Here is an 18,296-nt window from a genome sequence, read left to right as displayed (position 1 = left end):
CGTCAGTTGAGTCGCCCCAGCCTCTCGACCAGCAGCGCAAAGAAAGCGTCATGGTCGATGTCGCGCATCACCATGGCGTTCTTTTCCCGCTTGGTGACGCCCCACCAGTCGATCACCGTCATGCCCATGGTGAGCTCCGACGTCGTCTCGACGCTGACATTGCAGCGGCGGCCTCTGAACAACTCGGGCTTGAGGAGATAGGCGATCACGCACGGATCGTGCAGCGGCCCGCCATCGGTGCCGTATTTCTCCTCGTCGAAGCGCTCGAAGAATTCCAGCATCTCGGCGGTTGCGGTGCCGACCTTGGTGCCGAGCCCGCGGAAGGATTTGGTACGCTTGGCGGTGGTCAGTGCCTTATGGGTGACGTCGAGCGGCATCATCACGATCGGAATGCCCGACTTGAACACCACGTCGCCCGCCTGCGGGTCGACATAGATGTTGAACTCGGCGGCAGGCGTGACGTTGCCGCCCTCGAAGAAACCGCCGCCCATCAGCACGATTTCCTTGATGCGCGGCGCAATCCGCGGCTCGCGGATCAGCGCCAGCGCGATATTGGTGAGCGGCCCGAGCGGGCAAAGCGTGATCGTGCCGCTCTCCTCGCGCATCAGCGTCTCGACAATGAAATCGACGGCGTACTGCTCCCGCAGCGGCATGGTCGGTTCGGGCAGCTGCGGCCCGTTGAGGCCGGTCTTGCCATGCACTTCCTCGGCGGTGACCAGCTCGCGCACCAGCGGCCGGATCGCGCCGGCATAGACCTTGATGTCCGGCCGTCCGGCGAGCTCGCAGATCTTGCGGGCATTCTTCTCGGTGAGTTTCAGTGGCACGTTGCCGGCAACGGCGGTGATGCCGACGACCTCGAGCTCGGAGCTGCCGAGCGCCAGTAATATGGCGACGGCATCGTCCTGGCCGGGGTCAGTGTCGATGATGATCTTTCGTGACTGGGGCATTTCAATTCCTTTTTGGGGAGTCTTTTTGGGCGGGGTTTTGATGGCTTGAACTTGATCGCGCGGCGGACCATATCAAGACCGTCGGGAAAAATGCCATCCGGGTTTTTCCAGTTTGTGTCGCTCTTAAGAGGACAGTGTAACAATGAGTCGAATGACGCCCTTCTCCAGCCCGCTTCTTCTGGGTTTCGACGCCATGGAAAAGACGCTCGAACGTCTGGCGAAGTCGGGCGACAGTTATCCTCCCTACAACATCGAGCGCCTGGGCGCCTCGGACGGCAAGGCCGAAAGGCTGCGCATCACGCTTGCCGTGGCGGGTTTCGCCGAGAGCGACCTCGATGTCACCACTGAGGAAAACCAGCTGATCGTGCGCGGCCGTCAGACCGACGACACCGAGCGCGAATTCCTCCACCGCGGCATCGCCGCGCGCCAGTTCCAGCGCTGTTTCGTGCTGGCCGACGGCATGCGGGTGGTCGGTGCGGAATTGAAGAACGGCCTTTTGTCGATCGATCTCGACCGACCGGAGGCCGAGCGGCTGGTACGGAAAATAAACATATCGGTGAAAGACTGATCTCTGCCGATGGCTCTAATGCGGGACGGCCGGAAGTGGCGTCCTCGCGCCAAGGAGGCTTGAAATGACCAGAACTGACGAAACCCTGACCATGACCAGCGGCGAATTCGCCCATCTCGGCGAAGGTTCGGTCGCATACCTGAGGAAAGTATCGAGCGACGATCTACGCGGCCGCTTCCCCGGTCTCGGCGAAATCGCGCCCGGCCTGGAACTGTGGGCCCTGTTTGCCGCCAATGGCCAGCCGATCCTGCTTTCCGATGCCCGTGACCGGGCGCTGGCGGGTGCGCTGGAGAACGATCTGACCACGGTCGCCATTCACTGACCCTGGTTATCGTCTGAATTGGAAAGGGCCGCTCCCGGCGGCCCTCTTACGGCTTTACCCCCGAAACGCTTCAGAGCAATTCCAGGAAAAGTGTGAAACGGTTAGGCTCGGCACCTTCGCCGTAGCCTTCCGCCCGAAATGCGTGAATTACGCTAGGCCGCGTGCGAGGCCTGCGTATCCGACAACAGCGCGTGGATTGCCACTGCGTCGCGCGTCCCCCTGATCTTGGCCACCGTATCGGCGTCGCGCAGCACGCGCGCGATGCGCGATAGCGCCTTGAGATGGTCGGCGCCGGCGCCTTCGGGCGCAAGCAGCAGAAACACCAGATCGACCGGCTGGTCGTCGAGCGCCTCGAAATCCACCGGTGTCTCCAGCCGGGCGAAGACGCCGGCGATCCGCTTTACGCCCGCCAGCTTGCCATGCGGAATGGCGATGCCGTTGCCGACGCCGGTGGAGCCCAGCCTCTCGCGCTGCAGGATGGTATCGAACACTTCCCGCTCCGGAATCCCTGAAATCGCCGCCGCCCTCTCCGACAGCAATTGCAGAAGCTGTTTTTTGGAATTCGCCTTCAACGCCGGCATGATAGCCGGAACGCTGATGAGATCGCTAAGATCCATGCTTGAAAAATCCCTTGCTCGCCTGCCGCGCCGGTCGTCCCCCTCGCGCGGCCGGCTTTCTTATCCCTGCGCGACTTTGGTCGTCGACGGATCGATCCAGCCGATGTTCCCATCCGGCCGGCGGTAGACGATGTTGAGATGGTCGTTTCCGGCGTTGCGGAAGACGAAAACCGGGCTGTCCTTGGTATCGAGCTCGATGACGGCCGATGCCACCGACATGGTGCGAAGCGTCATGGTCGATTCGGCGACGATGACCGGCGCAAAGTCCTCCGGAATGTCTTCTTCATCGTCGGCGAGCGGCGCCATCACCGTATAGGCGATGTCCGTAGGCTCCTCGCCATTGCCGTTACCGACATTGCGCGACTTCAGCCGGCGCTTGTAGCGCCTGAGCCGCGTTTCGAGGCGCTCGGCGGCCGCCTCGAAGGCAAGCGTGGGGTCCTGGGCGTCGCCGGTCGCCTGCAGCGACGCGCCGGAATCGAGCCGGATCATGCAATCGGCCGAGAAGCGCGACCCCGCCTTGATGACCGTGACATGTCCTGAAAAACCCCGATCGAAATACTTTTCGATCGCTTCGTTGACACGATCGTTGATGCGCGTACGGAACGCATCGCCGATGTCCATGTGTTTTCCCGAAATGCGCAGATTCATCTGAAAACTGACCTTCCTTGCTCAGGCTTCAAACTGTCCCGAGTTTATACCCGTGGTGCGCGCGCACAAGCTTTGCGGCGGCATGCGCGCCGATTTTAGACCCGAACTTTCCGGTTGATCACAAGTCGCCTTCTTGGCCGTCCGAGGCCTTCGCTTTGACGGACCCATTCGCGAGCGGGTATCACGGCCCGGCTCATGCGGGCGGGCTTCTAGACACTTCATTGCAGCTTGTCAATGAAGCACGAAAACTGTGGAAATCCGCCGTTCATCGAAGCCCGCACCAACTAGGTCAGGCCGGCTGATTGTCAACTGCCCTCAGCGTCCGGCGTTGGCCAACGCCCGCTTTTCGCGGCGGCGCTGCACCGATGAAGGGATGTTCATGCCTTCGCGGTACTTGGCGACGGTGCGGCGCGCAATGTCGACGCCACTTTCCCGCAGCATATCGACGATGGCGTCGTCGGAAAGCACGTCGGCGGGCTTCTCCTCGTCGATCAGCTGCTTGATGCGGTCGCGCACGGCTTCGGAGGAATGGGCTTCGCCGCCCTCCGCCGAGGCGATCGAAGCGGTGAAGAAATAGCGCAATTCGAAGACGCCGCGCGGCGTCAGCATGTATTTGTTGGCGGTGACGCGGCTCACGGTCGATTCATGCATGCCGATCGCGTCGGCCACCGTGCGCAGGTTGAGCGGTTTGAGATGCCGCACGCCATGGACGAGGAACGCATCCTGCTGGCGCACGATTTCCGAGGCCACCTTCAAGATCGTCTTCGCCCGCTGGTCGAGGCTGCGCGTGAGCCAGTTGGCGTTCTGCAGGCATTCGGCGAGAAACTCCTTTTCCGCCTGGTTCCTGACATGGCTTGAAACACGGGCAAAGTAGACATTGTCGACCAGAACGCGCGGCAGCGTGTCGGCGTTGAGTTCCACCGCCCAGCTGCCGTCGGCGGCCGCCCGCACCTCGACATCGGCGACGATCGCGTCGCTCGCCCCGCCCGAAAACGCGGTGCCGGGCCGCGGATCGAGCGCCCGGATCTCGGCCAGCATGTCGAGAAGGTCTTCCTCGTCGACGCCGCAGATGCGCTTCAGCGCCTGGAAATCCCGCCGCGCCAGAAGTTCGAGATTGGCCACCAGGGCCTTCATCGCCGGATCGAGCCGATCGCGCATGGCAAGCTGCAACGACAGGCATTCGGCGAGATCGCGGGCAAACAGGCCGGTTGGCTCGAAGGTCTGGCAGACCGTGAGCACGCGTGCCACGGTCGTCTTGTCCGCACCCAGGCGCGTACCGACCTCTTCCAGGTCGGTGCGCAGGTAACCTGCCTCGTCGAGCCCATCGGCGAGTTCGCCTGCAATCAGGCGTTCGGCAGGGTTCGGGAAGGCAAGCGCGATCTGCTCGCCGACATGCTCACGCAGCGTCACAACCGTCGCGGCCATCTCGCCGACATCGAAGCCTTCCGACGAAGCGCCGCCGGCGCTGCCCCCGGACGCCGACTTCCATTGTGCCGTGAGGTCCGGCCCCAGCCTTTCGCTCCTGCCGGGATCGTCGGGAAACAGGTTCTCCAGCGAAGAGTCGAGCTTTTCCGAGATCGCCTCGGCGCTCCATTCCGTCTCGCCTTCGAACCAGTCGTCCCCGGCCGTGGGTTCAGGCGACGCTTCGCTCTTCTGCGGCTGGTCGCCGCCGGTCTCATCCTGCGTCTCGGCCCGCTCCAAGAGCGGATTGCGCTCGATCTCCTCGTCGATGAAGCGTTCGAGCTCGACATGGGTGAGCTGCAGCAGCCGGATCGACTGCATCAGCTGGGGCGTCATCACCAGCGACTGGGACTGTCTGAGCTGCAGTTTGGCCGCCAGCGCCATGGTAAGATTCAAACGCCTCGTCTACGCATCGGACAATGATTTTTCGGTCGGGCATAGAAACTGGCCCGGCTTTTGCTTGTCAAGGCAAACGCTAGCAGTGACGGCTTACCGGAGCGTTATCCGGGGGCGGGACTGCCCAGAAACTGGAAAAAATCAGCGAGAAATTGCGGCGAACCGAAATTTTCGCGTCTAGAGCGTAAAACCCTCGCCGAGATAGAGCCGCCGCACATCGGCGTTGGCGACGATCTCGTCGGCCCGGCCATGCGTCAGCACCTGACCGGCATGGATGATATAGGCGCGGTCTATCAGGCCGAGCGTCTCGCGCACATTGTGGTCGGTGATCAGCACGCCGATGCCGCGCGCGGTCAGATGGCGAACGAGCTGCTGGATGTCGGCGACCGCGATCGGATCGATACCGGCGAAGGGCTCGTCGAGCAGCATGTAGGCTGGCCGCGTCGCCAGCGCCCGCGCGATCTCGAGACGGCGCCTTTCGCCACCCGACAGCGACATCGACGGCGCCTTGCGCAGATGGCTGATGTGGAACTCCTCAAGCAGCTCGTCGAGCGTGCGCTCGCGCTCCTTGCGGCTTTTTTCCACCACCTCCAGAACGGCGCGAATGTTCTGCTCGACGTTGAGGCCGCGGAAGATCGAGGCTTCCTGCGGCAGATAGCCGATGCCGAGACGGGCGCGGCGGTACATCGGCATCGAGGTGACGTCGAAGCCGTCGATCTCGATCGTGCCTTCGTCCACCGGCACGAGACCGGTGACCATGTAGAAACAGGTGGTCTTGCCGGCGCCGTTGGGGCCGAGCAGCCCGACGGCCTCGCCGGCGCGCACGCCGAGCGTCACGCCGCTGACGACCTTGCGGCCCTTGTAGCTCTTGGTCAGGCCCTTGGCGATCAGGGTGCCCTTGAACTTCGCCTCGTCGGCGCCGACCGTTGCCGGCGCAGACGGTTTTGCGGCCGCCCGCCCCGGGAGGCGGGCCAGCAGCGACGATACGCCGGCCATTAGTTGCTCGACGCTCCCTGCTGGGCGGTTCCCTGTTTCTGGGGCGCTCCCTGCTTCTGCGGCGTGATCGACATGATGACGCGACCGCCGGTGCCGCAACCGTCGACATTGGCAAGACCGCTCTTCATCTGAACGGTGAGCTTGCAGCCCTTGAGCACATTGTCGCCCTGCGAGAGCACCACTTCGTTGCCGGAAAGAACGAGCACCTGGGTCTTCATGTCGAACGTGCCCTTGTCGCCGGTGGCGATTTGGTCGTTCGATTTGATATAGACTTTGTTCTCGACCACCAGGTGGTCGATGTTGGCTGCACCGGTCATCGCCGATGCGCCGGCCGCCGCGCCCTTGGGGGCATTGGCGTCCTTGACGTAGTAGACCGTCATCTTGCCGGCCTTGAGCAGCGTCGGCCCTTGATTGACGGTGACGTTGCCGCTGAAGATCGCCGCGCTGTCGGCCTGACGGACCTCGAGCTTGTCGCTTTCGATCTGGATCGGCTGGTCGCCCGATAATTTCAGGCCGGACATCTGGCTGGTGCCGCCGGTCTGGGCAAGCGCCGGCGCCGCCCCGAGCAACATCAAGAGAGAGGCCGCCGCTGCAAGCCTTGCCAAACTACTGCGACGCATTCTGCTCTCCGCTCTTTGCCTCTGCCGCCTTCAGACTTGCCGCATCGATGTTGACGCGCACCCGGTTCTCGAAGACCACCACCTTGCCGTTCTCTTCCACCGACATGGAGTCGGCGGTGATGCGCGACCCGCCGCGGCTGACATCGACCGGATTGTCCGTCTTCATAGAGCCTTTGCCCATGTCTAGGAAGACCGATTTGAACTTGGCCACCATGCCATCAGTAGTGGTCACCGAGACATCGCCGGTCAGATCCATCGTGTTGGCGCCGCGATTATAGATGCCATGCGCGGCGTTGACCGCCACGACATTGTCGCTGGCGACGGGCAATTTGGCGTTGATGCCCTCGAGGTCGATGATGTCCTGCTTGCCGACATCCTGTGTCGCCCTGGTCGCCGTCAGCGAATAAGGCAGTTTCTGCTTGGTGAAGCCGTTGAGCTTGGGATTGGCCATCACCAGCTTGCCGTCCGAAAAGGCGGTGCCGTCGGCCTGCACCGAGACCGAAACCGGCGCGGCGAGATAGGAATACACCGGAAAGGCGATCGCGATTGCCGCCGCCAGCACCGGCACGGCGAATTTCAGCACCCGCACGCGGCGCGAATGCCGCTGCGCGCGGTCGAACGCGTCACCACGCGTGCCGCTTTCGCCAGCGGCAGCCGACACCGTTTCGGCATCGCTCGTTTCGTTAGATCGCGCCAACATGACTGTTTTCTAATGAGCCCTTGCCCCGCCAAACACCGCCTATAGGTGGTATGCCGGTCCCCGCAAGCAAGCACAAGCGGAGGAAAACTGCAAAAATGTGACGGTTACTACCGCACGACTAGGACGAATTCGGCTGAACTGCCAGCCCTTCATAGCAGATAGGGGCCGGCTGCGTTAATTTTTCGTGAGGTCGCCGTGACCGCCACGTTGCGCCAAGACCTGTCAGGAAACGGTAGCCCCGCGCGGGTGGTTGCTTTAAAAGCGTCCTTTCCCACCGATTGTGAGGCTGATGATGGCAATGAGAGCCGACGACTTGATCGACCGCCGCCGCTTGCGCCGCAAGCTGACCTTCTGGCGCGTGGCCGCGTTTGTGGTTCTGGCGGCGGCGCTGATCGCGTTTTCGGCATGGGTCTATGGCGGTGATTTCGCCGGCCAGGCCGTCGACCACATCGCCAAGGTCAAGATCGAAGGCACCATCACCGAGGACGAGGAACTGATCAAAAGGCTGGAGACGATCCGCAAATCGTCGACCGTGAAAGGCGTCATCCTGTCGATCGATTCGCCCGGAGGCACCACGGTCGGCGGCGAGTCGATCTACGAGGAAGTGCGCAAGCTTGCCGGCGACAAGCCGGTGGTGGCCGAGGTCGGCACGCTGGCCGCGTCTGCCGGCTACATGATCGCAAGCGCGGCCGACCATATCGTTGCCCGCAAGACCTCGATCGTCGGCTCGATCGGCGTGCTGATCCAATACCCCGACGTCAGCGGCCTGATGGACAGGCTCGGCATCAAGCTGGAAGAGGTGAAGTCGTCGCCGCTCAAAGCCTCGCCCTCGCCGTTCAAGCCGACCAACGACGACGAGCGCGCCATGGTACGCAAGCTCATCCTCGACAGCTATGACTGGTTCGTCGGCATCGTCGCAGAGCGGCGCAAGATGACCCGTGAACAGGCGCTGGCGCTGGCCGACGGCTCGATCTTCACCGGCCGCCAGGCGCTCGGCAACCACCTGGTCGACGCGGTCGGCGGCGAGACCGAGGCGATCGACTGGCTGGCGACCAAGGGCGTCGACAGCAAGCTCAAGGTCGTCGAGTGGAAGAACACGGAACGGCGCGGTTTCCTGTTTTCGAGGAGCATGACCAAAGCCATCGCCAGCGCGCTCGGCCTGCCGGACGCCGGCGGCGACATCATTCACGAACTTGGCGCCGACCGCTTGTTCCTTGACGGTCTCGTTTCGGTCTGGCACCCTTGACAATCGTCGGGACGAGCCAAATAAAGCAATAAAATCATCCTGATAATTTGACCGCAGTGGTTTACGGGGAACGTTCTCATGATCAAGTCCGAGCTTGTGCAGATCATTGCCGCGCGCAACCCGCATCTTTTCCTGCGCGACGTTGAAAACATCGTCGGCGCGATCTTTGATGAGATCACCGACGCGCTCGCCGAGGGCAACAGGGTCGAGCTGCGCGGTTTCGGCGCCTTTTCGGTGAAAAACCGTCCTGCCCGCACCGGCCGCAACCCGCGCACCGGCGAATCCGTCGAGGTCGAGGAGAAGTGGGTGCCGTTCTTCAAGACCGGCAAGGAGTTGCGCGAAAGGCTGAACGGCGGCAAATAAGCGCCGCGCCGGCAGGTCGAAACGACGTCTCGGCGCTTCAAGCATGTCTCCCGAAAGTGGAGACCGGTTTCGGGACAAAGACTTGCGCGCTTTTAGACGCCTCTCCACGGAGATTAGATGTTCAATCGCTTCATGCTCGTCGTGGTCTTTGTGCCGCTGGCCATCATCCTGATCGCGCTTGCCGTCGCCAACCGCGGACCGGTCGCCTTCACGCTCGACCCCTTCCATCCGGGCAATCCGGCGCTGACGCTGAATTTGCCGCTCTTCATCTTCCTGTTCCTGGCTTTAGCCATCGGCATGATCGTCGGCAGCTTGGCGACCTGGGTGAAGCAGGGCCGCTACCGCAAACTCGCGCGCCAGCGCGGCCTGGAGGCCGAGACCCTGCGCCAAGCAGTGAGCCGCGCGCCCACGGCGCCGAAAGGGCCGGCGCTGCCCAAGCCGACGAACTGAACAGCGTACCGTTACGGAGCGTTCCATGCTGACCATTTCGGCCGCCGAGGTCGATCACGCGCTGACCTTTCCAGGGCTGGTCGAGACGCTGCGAACCGCCTTCCGCGACGGCGCCGTGCAGCCGGTGCGCCATCACCACTCGGTCGAACGGCCGGACGGCGCCGCCTCGACGTTGCTGTTGATGCCGGCCTGGACGGACTTCAACGCCGCGGGCAGCTCGGCCGGCGGCCATATCGGCGTCAAGATCGTCACCGTCTCGCCGGACAACAACGCTATCGCGAAGCCGGCGGTGATGGGCCTCTATCTGCTGCTCGACGGCGTGACCGGCGAACCTGAGGCCCTGATCGACGGCCAGCGGCTGACGCAGTGGCGAACCGCTTGCGCCTCTGCGCTCGCCGCATCCTACCTCGCCCGCCAGGACGCCTCGCGGCTGCTGGTGATCGGCGCCGGCGCCTTGTCGTCCTTCCTCGCCAAGGCACATTCGGCGTTGAGGCCGATCAAGTCGATCCACATCTGGAACCGCACGCCGGCCAATGCCGAAAAAGTCGCGGCGGCACTGCGCGCCGAAGGCCTTCCCGCCAGTGCGGCCGGCGATCTCGAAGCCGAGCTTGGCGAAGCCGATATCGTCTCGTCGGCGACGATTTCCACGACGCCGCTGGTCAAAGGCGCGCTGCTGAAGCCGGGCACCCATGTCGACCTGGTCGGCGGCTTCACGCCGCAGATGCGCGAAAGCGACGATGAGGCGATTTCCCGCGCCCGCGTCTATGTCGACACCCGCGCCGGCGCCACCAAGGAGGCCGGCGACATCGTCCAGCCGCTGGCTTCCGGCGTGCTGAAGCCGGAAGCGATCGTCGCCGACCTGTACGAATTGGCGCGCGGTGAGAAACAGGGCCGGCGGAGCGATAGCGAGATCACGCTGTTCAAGTCGGTCGGCGCCGCACTCGAGGACCTCGCCGCCGGCATCGCCGTCTACAAGGCGCTCAAGGGCAGGCAGTAGGGAATAAGAAGTAGCACCCTTCTGCCTACTGCCTACTCACTCGGCCAGTAGACGCGCAGCCGATGAGCATCGGGATCGAGCGCGACGAAGGTGCGGCCGAAATCCATGTCGGTCGGGGTCTGCAGGATTCTCAGGCCGCGCTTGGCCCAATCGGAATGCGTGGCGTCGACCGCAGCCGAATTCTCTACCGCAAGCACGAGCTCGCCACCTCCGCCCGCCGCGGCGGCTGCCGGCTCCACGGTGTGACGCGACCAAAGTCCGAGCTTGAAGCCCTTGTCGAGCACGAACATGACGAAGGTCGGCGAGGACTCGACCGGCTCGCGTCCAAGCAGTGAGGCGTAGAAGGCGCCGCTCTTCTCGGGACTGTCGACGTAAAGAATGACGAAATTGGGCGTGGTCATGTCTTATCTCCAAGGTGTCTGAACCTTGGTGAACGTAGATCAACCAACTGTCAGATTCTGGCAGCAGCCGTCACCCAGTCGCGTCTTTCGGTGGGTTCTGACCCGGCTTATCGAGGGTCGCTTTCCATTCCTTCAACATTGCCTGGCGGCGGCGCGGATAGCGAATATCAGTGGCGGCGAGATGAGATATGCGATCGGCGCGGAAATGCCGGAAATCCTGACGCATCTCGCACCACGCCACCACTATCCGCACCTTGTCGAAGAAACCGAGCGCGAACGGCCAGACCATGCGCTCCGATGTGGCGCCCCCAGCGTCGCGGTAGAGAAAACCGAGCTTGCGCTCGTTGCGTATCGCCTGCCGCACAACGCCAAGATCGATCGCCTCGACGCTCGCTGAGCTCGGCCCGACCAGCAGCGTCGTGGCGTCGAGATCCTCGCGCAGATCGTCCGGCAGCACCGCCGCGATCTTGGACAGAGCGTCCGTCGCCGCTGCGGCCAGCCGCTTGTCCGGCTGTTTCGCCACCCAGCGCGAACCGAGCACGATCGCCTCGATCTCCTCGTCGGTGAACATCAGCGGCGGCAGCATGAAGCCGGGCTTCAGCACATAGCCCAGCCCCGCCTCGCCTTCGATCGGCGCGCCCTGGCCCTGCAGCGTCGCGATGTCGCGATAGAGCGTGCGGATCGAGATGCCCATTTCACCGGCGAGCGTGCGGCCACTGACCGGCCGGCGGTGGCGGCGCAGGATCTGGACAAGGTCGAGCAGGCGTTCGGAACGGGACATCGGTTTGCTGTTTGCTTGACCGGACGATAAGTCCGCGACGCACACCGCGGCAAGGCAGCGTCGGAACAGCTGCGCTGCGGCACCGTTGTCCTTCAATGGGAGATGCGCGGATTCCTGTTTTTCTGGTCGGTCCTGACTATCACGATAGCGGCGCTCAGCCTTGGGCCCTCCTTTGCCCATGTGCTCGAATCGCTGCCCAGGTTGACGAAATGGTCGCCCGCGCTTTGGCGCGAGGCGACCGTCTTCAATGGTCAGTTTCTACTCTTTGCCGTGATCGGAGCGCCGCTCGACATCGCGGCGATCATCTGTCCGGCGTGGCTCGCATGGATGCTGCGTGACGATCGGCCCGCATTCCGGTTCGTGCTGGCCGCGGCCTTGCTTTATGCGCTGGCGCTCGTGCTTTGGACTGTTCTCGTCAAACCGGCCAACGACATCCTTGCAACCTGGACACCCGGACCGATCCCCGGGAATTTCGACGCCATCCGGTTGCGCTGGGAGACCGGCCACATGGCGGTGACGGCAGCCAAGGCTCTCGGCTTCATTTCGCTTGTTCTTGGCTCGCTGTCGATCCCGCGCGACTGAGCTTCCTGCTGTCGCAATGATACGCGCTTTTGTTGCGCCGACCCGTTGAGCTGTGGCAGAAGCGGGCCGAACCGCCGGAGATAATCCTTCTTGAAATCCTTTCGCGACAAACGCCGCGACAATCGTCCGCACTCTGCGAGGGCGGAGCCGTCCCGCCAGCGCGACGCGTTCGCGCCGGCGCGGCCACAGGCGAAGGCTGAGCGTCATGAAACGAAATCCCCGGATCGGCAGGAGGCGAAACCTGCGCCGCGCATTCTTTTGCGCCGCGAAGGTCCGTTGCCCGCCGAGCGCCTGCCGCTGATCCTCGAAGTCGCGCCCAACGCCGACTATGCGCTGCTGGACAGCGGCGCCAGCGAAAAACTGGAGCAGTACGGCCCCTACCGCATCGTGCGCCCCGAGGGCCAGGCGATCTGGCAGCGGGCGCTTCCGGCGAAGGAATGGGAGCGCGCCGACGCCATCTTCACCGGCGACACCGACGAGGAGGGCATCGGCCGCTGGCGCTTCCCGAAGGCACCGCTCGGCGAGACCTGGCCGATGAAGCACGACGGCATCGACTATCTCGGCCGCTTCACCTCGTTCCGCCATGTCGGCGTCTTTCCCGAACAGGCCTCGCACTGGGACCACATGGCCGGGCTGATCGCGGCGGCCAGGCGTCCGGTCAAGGTGCTGAATCTTTTTGGCTATACCGGGCTTGCCTCGCTGGTCGCCGCACGCGCGGGCGCCGAAGTCACCCATGTCGATGCCTCGAAGAAGGCGATCGGCTGGGCGCGCGAGAACCAGGAGATGGCCGGCCTCGCCAACAAGCCGATCCGCTGGATCGTCGAGGATGCGGTGAAGTTCGCCGAGCGCGAGGAGCGCCGCGGCAGCCGCTACGATATCGTGCTCTTCGACCCTCCCGCCTATGGCCGCGGCCCGAAGGGCGAAGTGTGGCAATTGTTCGAGGATCTGCCGGGGCTCACCGACCTCTGCCGCTCGATCCTGACGCCGAAGCCGCTCGCCGTGGTTCTGACCGCCTACTCGATCCGCGCCTCCTTCTTCGCCATCCATGCCCTGATGCGCGATACCTTCGCCGGCATGGGCGGCACGGTCGAATCCGGTGAGTTGATCATCCGCGAGAAGTCCGCCGGCCGCGCGCTGTCGACCTCGCTGTTCTCGCGCTGGGTGGCTTGAATGGCACCACATGACGGACATCGCCCGGTCGGGCAGGTCAAGGAAGTCACCAGCCTCGCCAATCCGCTGGTCAAGGACATCAAGGCGCTGGCGCTGAAGAAATTCCGCGACCAGCAGAACGCCTTCATGGCCGAAGGCCTGAAGCTGGTCATCGACGCGCTCGACCTCGGCTGGTTGATCAGGACGCTGGTCTTCGCCAAGGCCGGGCGCGGCAACGCGGCGATAGAAAAGGTCGCGGCGCGCACGGTCGCTGCCGGCGGCACCGTGCTCGAAGTCTCGGAAAAAGTGCTCACAGCAATCACCCGCCGCGAAAATCCGCAAATGGTCGTCGGCGTCTTCGCGCAGCAGACGCTGCCGCTCAAGGACATCCGCGCCAAAGACGGCGACGTCTGGGTTGCGCTCGACCGCGTGCGCGACCCTGGCAATCTCGGCACCGTCATCCGCACCGTCGATGCCGTCGGCGCCAAAGGCATCATCCTGGTCGGCGACACCACCGATCCGTTTTCGCTGGAAACGGTGCGCGCCACCATGGGCTCGATCTTCGCCGTGCCGGTCGCAAGGGCGACGGAGCAGGCCTTCCTCGCCTGGCGGCGCGACTTTCCGGGCCTGGTCGCAGGAACGCATCTGAAGGGCGCCGTCGACTATCGCTCGGTCGACTTCTCCAGGGGCCCGGTCCTGCTTCTGATGGGCAACGAGCAGCAGGGCCTGCCCGACAGTCTCGCTGAAAGCTGCGATCGGCTGCTCAGGATCCCGCAGGCCGGCCGCGCCGATTCGCTCAATCTGGCGGTTGCCACCGGCGTGATGCTGTTCGAGATCCGGCGCGGCGCGTTGAAGCTCGACCCCGCCACCGACACGCGATAGGACTTGCGAAATCGTGAAATCCTGGTCCCCTTACGCCCTTCTGGTCGTCGTTGCCATCGCGCTCGACCAGTGGATCAAGCAGCTGGTCGAGAATGGCCTCGCCTTCCAGGAAAAGGTCGATCTCCTGCCCTTCCTGGCGCTGTTTCGCACCTACAACACCGGCATCGCCTTCTCGATGTTCTCCTCCTTCGGCGACACCGGCCTCGTGGTCATCGCCGCGCTCGTCGTCGCCTTCGTGCTCTATCTGGCAGTGCGCACGCCCGCCCGCCACGTCGTTGCCCGGATCGGCTTCGCCCTCATTGTCGGCGGCGCGCTCGGCAATCTGATCGACCGCGCGGTCTACGGCCACGTCATCGACTACATCCTGTTCCACACGCCGGTCTGGTCCTTCGCGGTGTTCAATCTCGCCGACGCCTTCATTTCCATCGGCGCAGCCCTAGTTGTCTTCGACGAGCTGATCGGCTGGCGCCGGGAAACCAGGCCCCAGGACTGAGCCGATTGACCTGACGCTGCCACCGCCGCAAAGTCGGCTCCTGAGCAATTCGAGGCAAAATCTGCACCGGTTTTCCGCCCGCAACTGCGTAGACAAATCGCCACAGACGAGGAGACAAGAGTGTCCGATACCTTCAAAGCCATCCTCGTTTCGCGCGACGCCGAGAAGAAGCAGTCGGTCGACGTCGTCGACCTCACCGAAGCCGACCTGATGGAAGGCGACGTCACCGTCGCCGTCGAGGCGACGACGGTGAATTACAAGGACGGGCTCGCCATCACCGGCAAGGCCCCGGTCGTGCGCCGCTGGCCGCTGGTGCCCGGCATCGATTTCGCCGGCACCGTCATTTCCTCCTCCCATGCCGACTGGCGCAAGGGCGATCGCGTGATCCTCAACGGCTGGGGCGTCGGCGAGACGCATTACGGCGCTTATGCCGGGCGCGCCCGCGTCAAAGGCGACTGGCTGGTGCCGCTGCCCGACGGCATGAGCCCGCATGATGCGATGGCCGTCGGCACCGCCGGCTATACCGCAATGCTCGCCGTCATGGCGCTGGAGCGGCACGGCATCGTGCCGGATCGCGGGCCGGTGGTGGTGACGGGGGCCGCCGGCGGCGTCGGCTCGGTCGTCATCTCGATCCTCTCCACCCTCGGCTACCACGTGATCGCCTCGACCGGGCGCAATGCCGAAAGCCCCTATCTGATCGACCTCGGCGCGGCCGAGGCGATCTCGCGCGACGAGCTCAGCCAGCCGGCAAAGCCGCTCGCCAAGGAACGCTGGGCCGGCGGCGTCGACTCGGTCGGCACCCATACGCTCGCCAATGTGCTTTCGATGACGTCCTATGGCGGCGCGGTCGCCGCTTGCGGCCTGGCCGGCGGCATGGACCTTCCGACAAGCGTCGCTCCTTTCATCTTGCGTGGCGTCTCGCTGCTCGGCATCGATTCCGTCATGGCGCCGAAACCGGTCCGCCTCGAGGCATGGCGCCGCATCGGCATCGATCTCGACCTCAAGAAGCTGTCGACCCTGTCGCGCTCGATCGGCTTCGACGGCATCATCGACGCAGCGCGCGACATCGTCCACGGCAAGATCAGGGGCCGCGTGGTCGTCGATATGTAGTGCAATTCCAGGAAAAGTGTTTGGCGGTTTTCCGTCCGGAATTGCATCAAAACGAGCGAAAACCGCCGAAATCGGCGTGGAAGACTAAAATTCGAACGATCCGCCGCAATCTTCCATAATGTCTGTCTGGCAGGGTTTCCCGCATGTTCGCGGACTCCGACCTCAGACAGGACAGCAAAGCCGCAGGCGATGACGGACTGGGTCCGGGCGCGCCGAAGCGGCAGGTGCTTATCGCGCCGCCGCTGGCTCCCGAACTGCCGACGGCCAGCCGCGAAGGCCTGCCGTTCCTGACGATCGTCGCGATCGTCGTGCTGGCCGGGCTGGCGCATCTCACCGGGGCGCCGATCTTCATCACTATCGGCCTCCTGGCGACGAGTCTGTGCGGCCTGGTGATGCATCTGCGCAACCAGCACATTGAGCGCCGCACCGCTGCACTTCTCGACGAGACCGCCGCCCGCAGCCGCGCCGAGATCGAGACGCTCGCCGACCGCATGTGGGAGATGCAGGAGAGCGAGGAGCGCTTTCGCGGCCTGATCGATGCGCTCGGCGATCTCGTCGTCCATCGCGACCGCGACGGGCATATCGTCCACGCCAACAAGGTGTTCGCCTCGCTCGTCGACACCGACCAGCGCGATCTCGCCGGCAAGACGCTTTCCGAGCTCGGCATAGACGTGGGCGTCGTGCCCGACGCCGCCTTCTCGGACCATGAATGCCTGAGTTCCACCGACGTCGCCATCCGCACGCCGAACGGGCCTCGCTGGTTCTCCTGGATCGAGCTCTCGGTGCGCGACAGGGATACCGGCGCTGTTTCGCACCGGGCGATCGCCCGCGACATCACCGCCCGGAAGCGCGCTGAATCCTCGCTGATCACCGCCCGCGAGCGAGCCGAATACGCCAGCCAGGCCAAGTCGCGCTTCCTTGCCACCGTCAGCCACGAGATCCGCACGCCGATGAACGGCATCATGGGCATGGCGAAGCTGCTTGCCGACACCGACCTCTCGCCCGAGCAGCGCACCTATGTCGGCGCCGTCTCGACGTCCGCAAGCTCGCTGCTTGCGCTGATCGAGGACCTGCTCGACTATTCCAAGATCGAGGCCGGCCGCTTCGATCCCGAGCCGCAGCCGACGTCGCTGCGCGAGATCGCCGACAACATCATCGAGCTGCTGGCGGCGAAGGCCTTCTCCAAGAACATCGGCCTCGGCTGCCATGTCGAGCCCGACGTGCCGCAGATGATCACCGCCGACCCCGGCCGCGTGCGCCAGGTGCTGCTCAACCTCATCGGCAATGCCGTCAAGTTCACCGACGCAGGCGGCGTGCTGCTTACCGTCGCGCGCGCCCGCACCGAGAGCACCGACCGCATCTGCTTCACCATCGCCGACACCGGTCCGGGGCTGCGCGAGGAGGATGTGGAGCGCATCTTCGAGGAATTCGAGCAATCCGACGGCACTTCGACCAGGGTGCATGGCGGCGCGGGTCTCGGCCTTGCCATCTCCAAGCGGCTGGTGATCGCCATGGGCGGCACGATCTCGGTTTCGAGCCGGCTCGGCGAAGGATCCGAATTCGTCTTCGACATCCCGGCGACCGCGGCAACGGAGCCGCCGCAATATCGCCACAGCATCCTCTCCGACCGGCGCGCGGTGATCGTATCCAAGAACGCCGTCGAGGCCGATGCCATCGCCCGCACCATCCGCGCGCATGGCGGTGGCGTCGAGATTGCGGCTACGCCGGACCAGGCCGCTGCCCTGGCGGCCGGCTGCAACGTGCTTCTGGTCGACGCCGCGCTCGAAAACGGCGACGGCCGCCTGCTCAAGCGGCTGCGTCAGAGCGGTTTTGTCGACTGCGAGGCCGTCACCCTGATTGCACCCGCCGATCGCGGCATGCTCGGCGAATTCCGCGCCAACGGCTACGCGACGTTCCTCGCCCGGCCGGTGCGCGGCGAAACGCTGCTGCGCGTGCTGTTGACCAGCCATGTGCCGGCACCCGCCGAGCCGCAGCCGCAACCGCGTGGCGCCGTGTCCGTCCGCCGCCGCGACCAGGGCCTGTCCGTGCTGATCGCCGAGGACAATGACATCAACGCGATGCTTGCCCGCGCCACGCTTCTCAAGGCCGGACATCGCGTCAAGATCGTCGGCAACGGCAAGGCCGCGGTCGAAGCCGTCACCGATGCCGGCCTCAAGCATCGTTTCGACGTCGTCCTGATGGACCTGCACATGCCGGTGATGGACGGGTTGGACGCGATCGCCGCCATCCGCCGCCATGAGGAAGCGCTTGCCGTGCCGCCGATCCCGATCATGGTGCTTTCGGCCGACAGCCAGGAAAAGACGCGCCACACCGTGCTGGCCCATGGCGCCAGCGGCTTCGTCACCAAGCCTCTCGACCCCGATGCGCTCGTCCAGGCGGTCGAGAGCCAAGCTGCTGCGTAACGAATTTTTTAAGCTTTCCCGAACGCCTTGGATTGCTTGGCTTTCGCAGCGATAAGATAGCCGGTTGAGGGTATTGCCCAGCCGACGAAGTATTGCCGGGCTCGCCGTATCACGGTACTGTCACAATCCTGTTGCACCTACACC

General features: G+C 64.3%; 21 protein-coding genes. 12 read left to right on the top strand and 9 right to left on the bottom strand.

Annotated elements, in window-relative coordinates:
- Window positions 1-2: 2 nt before the first annotated feature.
- Window positions 3-947 (bottom strand): nucleoside hydrolase, encoded by a 945-nt coding sequence (locus AU465_RS20770; protein ID WP_192252196.1) that lies wholly within the window; start codon window positions 945-947, stop codon window positions 3-5.
- 142 nt (window positions 948-1,089) lie between these two features.
- Here AU465_RS20770 and AU465_RS20765 point away from each other — a divergent pair, with 142 nt between their 5' ends.
- Window positions 1,090-1,515 (top strand): Hsp20 family protein, encoded by a 426-nt coding sequence (locus tag AU465_RS20765; protein WP_124995409.1) that lies wholly within the window; start codon window positions 1,090-1,092, stop codon window positions 1,513-1,515.
- Between the two features lie 64 nt (window positions 1,516-1,579).
- Complete coding sequence (locus AU465_RS20760; protein WP_124995408.1) at window positions 1,580-1,837, top strand: BQ00720 family protein; 258 nt, start codon at window positions 1,580-1,582, stop codon at window positions 1,835-1,837.
- A 152-nt stretch (window positions 1,838-1,989) separates the two neighbouring features.
- On the opposite strand, the gene ptsN is transcribed toward AU465_RS20760, so the two are convergent.
- From ptsN to lptC, 6 genes are all read right to left on the bottom strand, one after another.
- Window positions 1,990-2,454, bottom strand: a complete 465-nt coding sequence (gene ptsN, locus AU465_RS20755; protein WP_042641064.1) for a PTS IIA-like nitrogen regulatory protein PtsN — start codon at window positions 2,452-2,454, stop codon at window positions 1,990-1,992.
- A gap of 60 nt (window positions 2,455-2,514) precedes the next feature.
- On the bottom strand, window positions 2,515-3,102 hold the full coding sequence (hpf, locus tag AU465_RS20750; RefSeq protein ID WP_192252192.1) for a ribosome hibernation-promoting factor, HPF/YfiA family: 588 nt from the start codon (window positions 3,100-3,102) through the stop codon (window positions 2,515-2,517).
- Between the two features lie 315 nt (window positions 3,103-3,417).
- Complete coding sequence (rpoN, locus tag AU465_RS20745) at window positions 3,418-4,947, bottom strand: RNA polymerase factor sigma-54 (RefSeq protein WP_192252315.1); 1,530 nt, start codon at window positions 4,945-4,947, stop codon at window positions 3,418-3,420.
- A 189-nt stretch (window positions 4,948-5,136) separates the two neighbouring features.
- Window positions 5,137-5,955: an LPS export ABC transporter ATP-binding protein gene (lptB, locus tag AU465_RS20740; RefSeq protein WP_192252190.1), complete on the bottom strand. Its 819-nt coding sequence runs from the start codon at window positions 5,953-5,955 to the stop codon at window positions 5,137-5,139.
- The gene (locus AU465_RS20735; protein ID WP_192252186.1) at window positions 5,955-6,575 is read right to left on the bottom strand and encodes an LptA/OstA family protein; all 621 of its coding nucleotides are present in this window, start codon (window positions 6,573-6,575) and stop codon (window positions 5,955-5,957) included. The genes lptB and AU465_RS20735 overlap by 1 nt, the downstream gene beginning before the upstream one ends.
- On the bottom strand, window positions 6,562-7,275 hold the full coding sequence (lptC, locus tag AU465_RS20730) for an LPS export ABC transporter periplasmic protein LptC (RefSeq protein WP_192252183.1): 714 nt from the start codon (window positions 7,273-7,275) through the stop codon (window positions 6,562-6,564). Before lptC ends, AU465_RS20735 begins: the two co-directional genes overlap by 14 nt.
- 292 nt (window positions 7,276-7,567) lie before the next feature.
- Between lptC and sppA the strand changes: the two genes are divergently transcribed.
- From sppA to lhpI, 4 genes are all read left to right on the top strand, one after another.
- A complete protein-coding gene (gene sppA, locus AU465_RS20725; protein ID WP_192252180.1) occupies window positions 7,568-8,521 on the top strand; it encodes a signal peptide peptidase SppA in 954 nt (317 codons plus the stop codon).
- Between the two features lie 78 nt (window positions 8,522-8,599).
- Window positions 8,600-8,884, top strand: a complete 285-nt coding sequence (locus tag AU465_RS20720) for an integration host factor subunit beta (protein WP_027165368.1) — start codon at window positions 8,600-8,602, stop codon at window positions 8,882-8,884.
- Between the two features lie 117 nt (window positions 8,885-9,001).
- Window positions 9,002-9,334: a LapA family protein gene (locus AU465_RS20715; protein WP_192252177.1), complete on the top strand. Its 333-nt coding sequence runs from the start codon at window positions 9,002-9,004 to the stop codon at window positions 9,332-9,334.
- 25 nt (window positions 9,335-9,359) lie between these two features.
- Window positions 9,360-10,331, top strand: coding sequence for a bifunctional Delta(1)-pyrroline-2-carboxylate/Delta(1)-piperideine-2-carboxylate reductase (gene lhpI / locus AU465_RS20710; protein ID WP_192252172.1), 972 nt, complete (start codon window positions 9,360-9,362; stop codon window positions 10,329-10,331).
- 32 nt (window positions 10,332-10,363) lie between these two features.
- Here lhpI and AU465_RS20705 read toward each other — a convergent pair whose 3' ends face one another.
- A complete protein-coding gene (locus AU465_RS20705; protein ID WP_192252169.1) occupies window positions 10,364-10,732 on the bottom strand; it encodes a VOC family protein in 369 nt (122 codons plus the stop codon).
- 70 nt (window positions 10,733-10,802) lie between these two features.
- The gene (locus AU465_RS20700; protein WP_192252166.1) at window positions 10,803-11,513 is read right to left on the bottom strand and encodes a helix-turn-helix transcriptional regulator; all 711 of its coding nucleotides are present in this window, start codon (window positions 11,511-11,513) and stop codon (window positions 10,803-10,805) included.
- 102 nt (window positions 11,514-11,615) lie between these two features.
- Here AU465_RS20700 and AU465_RS20695 point away from each other — a divergent pair, with 102 nt between their 5' ends.
- The 6 genes from AU465_RS20695 (at window position 11,616) to AU465_RS20670 (ending at window position 18,152) form a co-directional block, all read left to right on the top strand.
- Entirely contained in the window at window positions 11,616-12,095 is a 480-nt protein-coding gene (locus tag AU465_RS20695; protein ID WP_192252163.1) for a DUF1772 domain-containing protein, read from the top strand.
- Window positions 12,096-12,185: 90 nt separating this feature from the next.
- A complete protein-coding gene (locus tag AU465_RS20690) occupies window positions 12,186-13,265 on the top strand; it encodes an RsmD family RNA methyltransferase (RefSeq protein ID WP_192252160.1) in 1,080 nt (359 codons plus the stop codon).
- Window positions 13,266-14,126, top strand: a complete 861-nt coding sequence (locus AU465_RS20685; protein ID WP_192252157.1) for a TrmH family RNA methyltransferase — start codon at window positions 13,266-13,268, stop codon at window positions 14,124-14,126.
- 13 nt (window positions 14,127-14,139) lie between these two features.
- A complete protein-coding gene (gene lspA / locus AU465_RS20680; protein ID WP_192252154.1) occupies window positions 14,140-14,619 on the top strand; it encodes a signal peptidase II in 480 nt (159 codons plus the stop codon).
- A gap of 120 nt (window positions 14,620-14,739) precedes the next feature.
- Window positions 14,740-15,729: an acrylyl-CoA reductase (NADPH) gene (acuI, locus tag AU465_RS20675; protein WP_192252151.1), complete on the top strand. Its 990-nt coding sequence runs from the start codon at window positions 14,740-14,742 to the stop codon at window positions 15,727-15,729.
- Between the two features lie 143 nt (window positions 15,730-15,872).
- Window positions 15,873-18,152 (top strand): PAS domain-containing sensor histidine kinase, encoded by a 2,280-nt coding sequence (locus AU465_RS20670; RefSeq protein ID WP_192252148.1) that lies wholly within the window; start codon window positions 15,873-15,875, stop codon window positions 18,150-18,152.
- The last annotated feature ends 144 nt before the right edge of the window (window positions 18,153-18,296 follow it).

Origin of the sequence: Mesorhizobium silamurunense (assembly GCF_014843905.1) — a bacterium.
GTDB classification, from domain to species: Bacteria; Pseudomonadota; Alphaproteobacteria; order Rhizobiales; family Rhizobiaceae; genus Mesorhizobium; species Mesorhizobium silamurunense.
The sequence above is the reverse complement of the archived record's forward strand: the minus strand, read 5'-3'. Positions and strand labels throughout refer to the sequence as shown.

Bases quoted from the DNA above. Each gene is read 5' to 3' on its own strand.
- AU465_RS20670 (WP_192252148.1), top strand. From the start codon at position 15,873: ATGTTCGCGGACTCCGACCTCAGACAGGACAGCAAAGCCGCAGGCGAT.
- AU465_RS20770 (WP_192252196.1), bottom strand. From the start codon at position 947: ATGCCCCAGTCACGAAAGATCATCATCGACACTGACCCCGGCCAGGAC.
- sppA (WP_192252180.1), top strand. From the start codon at position 7,568: ATGGCAATGAGAGCCGACGACTTGATCGACCGCCGCCGCTTGCGCCGC.
- AU465_RS20735 (WP_192252186.1), bottom strand. From the start codon at position 6,575: ATGCGTCGCAGTAGTTTGGCAAGGCTTGCAGCGGCGGCCTCTCTCTTG.
- AU465_RS20765 (WP_124995409.1), top strand. From the start codon at position 1,090: ATGAGTCGAATGACGCCCTTCTCCAGCCCGCTTCTTCTGGGTTTCGAC.
- AU465_RS20700 (WP_192252166.1), bottom strand. From the start codon at position 11,513: ATGTCCCGTTCCGAACGCCTGCTCGACCTTGTCCAGATCCTGCGCCGC.
- AU465_RS20705 (WP_192252169.1), bottom strand. From the start codon at position 10,732: ATGACCACGCCCAATTTCGTCATTCTTTACGTCGACAGTCCCGAGAAG.
- AU465_RS20760 (WP_124995408.1), top strand. From the start codon at position 1,580: ATGACCAGAACTGACGAAACCCTGACCATGACCAGCGGCGAATTCGCC.
- AU465_RS20695 (WP_192252163.1), top strand. From the start codon at position 11,616: ATGCGCGGATTCCTGTTTTTCTGGTCGGTCCTGACTATCACGATAGCG.
- rpoN (WP_192252315.1), bottom strand. From the start codon at position 4,947: ATGGCGCTGGCGGCCAAACTGCAGCTCAGACAGTCCCAGTCGCTGGTG.
- lhpI (WP_192252172.1), top strand. From the start codon at position 9,360: ATGCTGACCATTTCGGCCGCCGAGGTCGATCACGCGCTGACCTTTCCA.
- hpf (WP_192252192.1), bottom strand. From the start codon at position 3,102: ATGAATCTGCGCATTTCGGGAAAACACATGGACATCGGCGATGCGTTC.
- AU465_RS20720 (WP_027165368.1), top strand. From the start codon at position 8,600: ATGATCAAGTCCGAGCTTGTGCAGATCATTGCCGCGCGCAACCCGCAT.
- lptB (WP_192252190.1), bottom strand. From the start codon at position 5,955: ATGGCCGGCGTATCGTCGCTGCTGGCCCGCCTCCCGGGGCGGGCGGCC.
- lptC (WP_192252183.1), bottom strand. From the start codon at position 7,275: ATGTTGGCGCGATCTAACGAAACGAGCGATGCCGAAACGGTGTCGGCT.
- ptsN (WP_042641064.1), bottom strand. From the start codon at position 2,454: ATGGATCTTAGCGATCTCATCAGCGTTCCGGCTATCATGCCGGCGTTG.
- AU465_RS20685 (WP_192252157.1), top strand. From the start codon at position 13,266: ATGGCACCACATGACGGACATCGCCCGGTCGGGCAGGTCAAGGAAGTC.
- AU465_RS20715 (WP_192252177.1), top strand. From the start codon at position 9,002: ATGTTCAATCGCTTCATGCTCGTCGTGGTCTTTGTGCCGCTGGCCATC.